Below are 4,515 nucleotides of genomic sequence, written 5' to 3'. Positions count from 1 at the left end.
CGGCGACGTGCGGATGGGCGGCGGCGACGACCGTCTGGGGCGGTCGTTCTCGTTCGCGAGCCGCATCGACACGCTGCCTGCGCGCTCGGTCGACGGCGGGCCGGGCGACGACACCGTCAGCGTCCGCAACCGGTGCACGTCGCTGACCATCCGCCTCACGAGACGGATGACGTGCGACGGCGACTCCCTTGCCCTTCCGGGGTTCGAGGGGGTTCAGGTGTTCAGCCGCGGCGTGCGCCGGCGCCTGCTGATCGTCGGTTCCCGCGGGGACGACTTCGCCGAGGTGCTGTCCGCACCTCAGGTGAGGTTCCGGGGAGGCGGTGGCGCTGACGAAGCCGTGATCAGCGGGAGCACGGTGCGGGCCGCCGGGGGTCCCGGCGCCGACCGCATCACCCTCACGGCAGAGGACGGGGTGGCGCGAGGAGGTCCCGGGGCGGACCGCATCCACCTCGAGCGCCCGGGGTCGTGGCACCCGCCGCAACGGCTGCTCGCCCTCGGGGGGCCGGGGCCGGACGTGCTGCGAGGGCCCCACCACGCGTACGCCGCCCGGCTCGTCGGCGGCCCTGGCCGCGACCGCGCCGACGGGGGTGGCGGCGGGCGGGACCACTGCGACGCCGAGGTCACCCGGCGCTGCAAGCGGGGCTGAGCCCACCCCTCGAGGCCGACGCAGGCGCCGGTCAGGCGATGGCCGGACCTCGCACGCCCGGGGCGTATGCCTGCAGGGTCAAGGGAAATTGCGCTGGCGCTGACTCGGAGCACATGCCAAACTCGCCGGCTCCTCACCGAAGGGAGCACACCATGCAGGTCACCCGTGTCGGCACGGCGTTCGCGGCCACCGATCCCTCAGGTGCCGCCGGCTGGTTGGACGAGCACCTCGGCTTCAAGGTCGTCGTGGACCTCGGCTGGTACGCCAGTACCCAGCACCCCGACCACCCGCAGTTCAGCGTCGACTTCGTGCGGCAGGACCACGCGACCTGGGTCGAGCCCGCCCCCCGCACCTCCGGGGCGATGCTCGCCCTGGAGGTGCCGGACGTCGACGCGCAGCACGAGCGGCTGGTGGCGGCTGGCGCCAAGGTGCTCAAGCCCCTCGTCACCGAGCCGTGGGGTCAGCGGCGGATGCAGGTCGCCGGGCCCGCCGGACTGGTCGTCGAGCTGGTGCAGGCGGTGGCGCCGGATCCGGAGTGGCTGGCGGACCAGGGGTTGGCTGGCTGAGTGGGTTCATCTCCCCTGCTCAGTCACCCGGCGCCTCCGAGACCTGGCGCAGCGTCGCGACCACGGTCACCTCCGGCCAGTGCTTGGCGTGCAGGTCGGCGAACGCCTGCTGGTCGGCGACGGCCTCCTCGAGCGTGTCGTACCGCAGGAGCGACCACCCGCCCACGACCTCCTTGGCCTCGGCGTAAGGCCCGTCGACCCGGCTGACCCCGCCCTGACGGACCACGAAGTTGACGGCGTCCTCGGTGCCGTAGAGCCCGCCACCGTCGAGGAACACCCCCTTCGCGGCGCGCTCACCGATGTAGTCCTCCATCGCGGCGAACAGCGACTGCGGGGGCGTGCCGACGCCCTCCTCCATCCTCACGAACCCCAAGAAACGCGGCATCTCGATCACTCCTACTGGTTGCTGGAAAATGCTCCTCGCACACACGTCGAACGACCGAGCGGCCCTTCGACATCGATGCTCGAAGTTCTTTCCCGCCTCGTCTCCCGGGTCAGTTCTGCGCCAGATCAGTTCTCGGCCGGGATCCGAGTGGGGGAGCGGGAACTGGTCGCTGAAGGGGATGTCGACCAGCACCATCTCCGCCAAGTGAGGGTGTGATGGGTCGTCAGGTCGTCCACCCCCGGAAAGGCAGGGGGAGTTGCGCTGAGTGCTCGAGACGGACTCGCAGGATCCTGTGCCCGGCGCGCCCCCAAGATCCTTGCTGCGACACCTCTCGACGTCCTAATGTGACCCGCGTCACAGTACGGGGTCCACTTATCGGAGGCATCGCATGGCCCTGAAACGCGCACTCGCCCACCTCGCCGGCATCGCCGCCACCGTGCTGACGGCCGGCCTGCTCACCGCCACGCCACCCGCGCAGGCCGCACCCCCGTCGTACGTCGCCCTGGGGGACTCCTACTCCTCGGGCACCGGCACCCGCAGCTACATCGACGACGGCACCTCGTGCAAGCGCTCGACGGCGGCGTTCCCGTCGCTGATCGCCACCGCCCGCGGCTACTCGCTGAACTTCCGGGCCTGCGGGGGGGCGAAGATCCCCGACGTCACCAACACCCAGCTCAGCGCCCTGACCGCCGCCACCAACTACGTCTCCATCTCGGTCGGCGGCAACGACGCAGGCTTCGCCGACGTGATCACCGAGTGCGCGCTCCCGGCCTGGGCGAGCAACTGCGACGGCAAGATCAACACCGCCCAGGCCTACATCTCCAACACGCTGCCCGGAGCGCTGGGCACCCTCTACGCCAGCATCCGGAGCAAGGCACCGAACGCCAAGGTGGTGGTCGTGGGCTACCCGCGGATCTTCATGGGCGAGGACTGCAGCGCCCTCACCTGGTTCTCACCGGCCGAGCAGACCCGGCTCAACCAGACCGCCGACCAGCTCAACGCCCGGCTGGCCGCCGCTGCAGCGGCGCGTGGGTTCTCGTTCGCCAACCCGACCAGCCGGTTCATCGGACACGCCGTCTGCGACAGTCCGGCCTGGCTCACCAACCTCTCCGTCCCGGTGGGCGAGAGCTTCCACCCCAACGTCGCCGGCCACTCCGGCGGCTACACGCCTGCGGTCAGCGGCCTGCTCACCGGAGCCGCGGTGACCGCCGACGCCGCCCTGCTCGCCACCGCCGCCAACCAGGCCGAGTCGCTGGCCCAGACCCAGCGGCAATACGCCGAGGCCGACCGCAGCATCGAGCCCCAGGAGTTCGTCCTGCCCGACCTGACCACACCGGCGATGCGGAAGGCGGCCCGCAAGGCAGGAGTCGACCTGGACGCGTTCCTGGCCCAGCGCTGACGGCGGCTTCCGAGGCGGTGCCCGAGCTTCGCGGGCACCGCCTCGCGCGGATAGCCTGACGTCGCGACTGGCGTCGCCGGACTGACCGGCGTGGAGCACGGGAGAGACATCGACCGCCTGGGTGTCCCTCGGCGAGCGAGCCGGAGGGACGACATGCGCGACGCGACCGACGACCGACCCGCCGTCCCACAGCGCGGCACGCTGCTGCAGCCTGTCTCCGCCGGGATCGTCTCGGGCCTGGTCGGCTTCACCAGCGCCTTCGTGGTCGTCCTCGCCGGACTCGAGGCCGTGGGCGCGACCACCGCGCAGGCGTCCAGCGGACTGCTCGCGGTCAGCGTCACGATGGGCCTCGCCTCGATCTTGCTCGCCCTCACGACCAGGCTGCCGATCACCTCGGCCTGGTCGACGCCCGGCGCGGCGCTGCTGGTCACCACCGGCACGGTCGCGGGCGGCTGGCCCGCCGCGGTCGGCGCCTTCCTGGTCACGGGCCTCCTGATCGTGCTCACGGGGCTGCTCCCCCAGCTCGGACGGCTCATCGCCAGGATCCCGACCTCGATCGCCCAGGCAATGCTCGCCGGCATCCTCTTCCAGCTCTGCCTCGGTCCGGTCGTCGGGCTCGCCGACAACCCCGCCGCGATCGCGCCCATCGTGGTCGCCTGGCTGCTCGGGGTCCGGTTCGCTCCGAGGTTCGCGGCACCGCTGGCTTTCCTCGCCGCCACGGCGGTGATCACGGTCGACCTGGCCGTCTCCGAGCGCGCCGTCGACGCGGCGTCCCTGGTGCCGCGGCTCGAGCTCACGACACCGGCGTTCACCGTCGCGGGACTGGTCGGGATCGCGCTCCCGCTCTACCTGGTGACGATGGCCTCGCAGAACGTCCCCGGCGTCGCCGTGATGAGAGGGCTCGGGTACGCCGTGCCCTGGCGCCGGGCGATGCTGGTCACCGGCGTGGGCACCCTGGCCGGGGCGCCGGCGGGCGGGCACGCGATCAACCTGGCCGCGATCAGCGCTGCGCTCGCCGCTGGCCCAGAGGCCGGCCCCGACCGCTCCCGCCGGTGGATCGCCAGCGTGACCTGCGGGGTAGTGGTCATCGGTCTCGGCGTCGCGTCGTCCGCTTTCGGCACGCTGGTCTCGCTGGCACCCGCCGGAGTGCTGGCCGCCGTCGCCGGACTCGCTCTCCTCGGGACTCTCGCCGCCTCGCTGCGGGCCGCGCTCGCGGAGCCGAGCGAGCACGTCCCGGCCGTCGTCACCTTCGCCACCGCCGCCTCGGGGATCGCCGTCGCGGGCGTGGGGGCGGCGTTCTGGGCGCTCGTCGCGGGCCTCGTCGTACGGCTCGTGCTGCGGCTCGGCCCCTGACGACGCCGACGAGGGTCACGAACCAGCTGTCTGACTCCGCCCTGGACCACCCCGCACGAACCCGTTCAGGTGTGGTCGGATGTGAATGCGCCGCCCGACTGGGGACGACGGCGCGACACCGAAGCACCACGGGGGTCCTTGTGAAGCGTGCACACCATGTTCCTGC

4 protein-coding genes and 1 pseudogene are annotated in these 4,515 nt (G+C 72.2%); 4 read left to right on the top strand and 1 reads right to left on the bottom strand.

Annotated elements, in window-relative coordinates; all coding sequences use genetic code 11:
• Positions 1–646: pseudogene (locus C5H89_RS01115) on the top strand (hypothetical protein); the annotation flags it as partial.
• Positions 647–798: 152 nt separating this feature from the next.
• Positions 799–1,212: a VOC family protein gene (locus C5H89_RS01110; RefSeq protein WP_104105274.1), complete on the top strand. Its 414-nt coding sequence runs from the start codon at positions 799–801 to the stop codon at positions 1,210–1,212.
• Between the two features lie 19 nt (positions 1,213–1,231).
• Here the strand turns inward: C5H89_RS01110 and C5H89_RS01105 are convergent, their stop codons facing one another.
• On the bottom strand, positions 1,232–1,597 hold the full coding sequence (locus tag C5H89_RS01105) for a YciI family protein (RefSeq protein ID WP_104105276.1): 366 nt from the start codon (positions 1,595–1,597) through the stop codon (positions 1,232–1,234).
• A 388-nt stretch (positions 1,598–1,985) separates the two neighbouring features.
• Between C5H89_RS01105 and C5H89_RS01100 the strand changes: the two genes are divergently transcribed.
• Positions 1,986–2,996: an SGNH/GDSL hydrolase family protein gene (locus C5H89_RS01100; protein ID WP_104105273.1), complete on the top strand. Its 1,011-nt coding sequence runs from the start codon at positions 1,986–1,988 to the stop codon at positions 2,994–2,996.
• 153 nt (positions 2,997–3,149) lie between these two features.
• Positions 3,150–4,349, top strand: coding sequence for a benzoate/H(+) symporter BenE family transporter (locus tag C5H89_RS01095; protein ID WP_104105272.1), 1,200 nt, complete (start codon positions 3,150–3,152; stop codon positions 4,347–4,349).
• The last annotated feature ends 166 nt before the right edge of the window (positions 4,350–4,515 follow it).

This window comes from Nocardioides sp. 616 (genome assembly GCF_002930065.1).
Lineage (GTDB): Bacteria > Actinomycetota > Actinomycetes > Propionibacteriales > Nocardioidaceae > Nocardioides > Nocardioides houyundeii.
Note: the sequence above shows the minus strand (reverse complement) of the source record. Positions and strands in the feature narration are given on the sequence as shown.

Coding starts and splice junctions, on each gene's coding strand:
- C5H89_RS01110 (WP_104105274.1), top strand. CDS start 799: ATGCAGGTCACCCGTGTCGGCACGGCGTTCGCGGCCACCGATCCCTCA.
- C5H89_RS01105 (WP_104105276.1), bottom strand. CDS start 1,597: ATGCCGCGTTTCTTGGGGTTCGTGAGGATGGAGGAGGGCGTCGGCACG.
- C5H89_RS01100 (WP_104105273.1), top strand. CDS start 1,986: ATGGCCCTGAAACGCGCACTCGCCCACCTCGCCGGCATCGCCGCCACC.
- C5H89_RS01095 (WP_104105272.1), top strand. CDS start 3,150: ATGCGCGACGCGACCGACGACCGACCCGCCGTCCCACAGCGCGGCACG.